This window comes from Companilactobacillus furfuricola (assembly GCF_003946325.1).
Classification (GTDB): domain Bacteria; phylum Bacillota; class Bacilli; order Lactobacillales; family Lactobacillaceae; genus Companilactobacillus; species Companilactobacillus furfuricola.
This window is the reverse complement of sequence record NZ_RHNT01000092.1, coordinates 1-1,732: the sequence shown is the minus strand read 5'-3', so window position 1 is coordinate 1,732 and position 1,732 is coordinate 1. Positions and strand designations below refer to the sequence as shown.

Annotated in this window: 1 pseudogene; it reads right to left on the bottom strand. The window is 37.4% G+C overall.

Going from position 1 to position 1,732, the window contains the following annotated elements:
* Positions 1 to 1,636: pseudogene (locus tag EKM78_RS12325) on the bottom strand (IS1182 family transposase); the annotation flags it as partial.
* Positions 1,637 to 1,732 lie beyond the last annotated feature (96 nt).

Below are 1,732 nucleotides of genomic sequence, written 5' to 3'. Positions count from 1 at the left end.
GAGAATGTGACATAAGTGTTCTCTGTACAATAAAAAATGGACGAAAACCGATTTTTGGTTTTCGTCCATTTTTTGTTTTGGGATTTTTCTTCCCAATTGATACTAGTTTCAGTACATTTAATGCCATTACCACGATTCCCATTTCTTTATTCACCTTATCGTTTCCTCTTAATGAGAATCGATTGAAGTGCAAACAAGCCTTCATCTTCCCAAAAATTGGCTCTACGTCGATTTTTCTTTGGCCGTAGATCTTTCCTGTTTCTGGTGATGAAAGCAATTCTTTTTGTTTAGATTTATAGTATTCCCAAGATGGATTGACGTATATCATTTTGACATATCCACTTTTTGTCAATGCGTTGGGATCTAGCTGTTGATCCAATGTATATTTCTCTGCTTTGTATACCTTGAAATCTCTTTTAAATCCATATTTATCAGTTCTTTGAGAGTATCTGTGGAAATTGAAACGAACTCCATTAGGATCTGTATAATAATCCTCTTCGTCATTGTAATCCCAATTCATAACTTTCTTATCATCGCTTTTCCATTTGCGACTGTTCTCTTTAAGCATTGTTCCATAAGGTGCTATTAGTGTTTTTCCGTCTAACTCGTCTTCACAATATTTGTAGTTACTTTCTGATCCATAGCCAGCATCAGCCACGATAGTGCTTCCCAATGTCCCTCGATCTTCCAAGTGTTCGATGAATGGTATCAAAGTTCTTGTGTCAGTGGGATTTTGAAACAATTGATAGCCTGTTATGAATTGATTACTTGTCGCTATTTGAAGATTGTAGGCTGGTTTTAACTGCCCATTAAGCATTGGATCCTCTTTGACTCGCATAAAGGTGGCATCTGTATCAGTTTTAGAAAAGCTGTTTCTATTTCCAAAGGTTTCTTTCTGGATACCATGCTCGATCATTTTATCGTGACGTTCACTGATCTTTCTTTTCTTTGACTTGAGATTCCTACGTTCTTGTTTATCTGGATTTGGTGAACGTTTGGGGTCTGCTTTTATTTGATCCTCAAGAATAAGCAATCTATCCTCGATCATTGCGATGACAATGTCTAATGATTCAGGTGTAATGTCAGAATCATCGGGAACTTGGCCTATCAATTGTGCCGCATGGAGTTCGCCAAGTAATGAAACGAGTTGTTCTCGATTCATTTGATCATATTTGATCGTATTCTTCTTCCAGACGAAGGAGTATTTATTCGCATCGGCTAGTATCTTAGTGCCATCAATGAAAGACACGTCATCGATCAGGCCTTCCTTCTTGAGGAATGAAGTTAAATTGATCAAGCCTTGGTCTACGAGAGAAAATAACTCATCTGAGATCCTAAAACGACAAATTGTTCGATAAGAAGGTACCTTACCAGCGGTCAACCAGCCGGCAGGCTTGTTTTCTTTGGCAAACAATTCAATTTTACGACTACTAAAGACGCCACGAGTATAGGCAAATAAGACCAGTTTCAACATCGCACCAAGATTGTATTCACGTGGTCTTCCAAACTCGTACTTATTTGTTATCTCGAGCTGCTCAACGATTGAATTGATGTATCTAGCTGGATGATTTTCTTCTGGCTCATAATCAAGTTGTACACTCAAAGTCATTTGATTCATGTTATAATAATCTTGCATTTTGTTATTTCCTTTCGAGGAAGTACTTAGAGTATCGGGTGCGACCGATGCTCTTTTTTATACATATAATTATATCAAAAAGGGTGTTGTATCAGA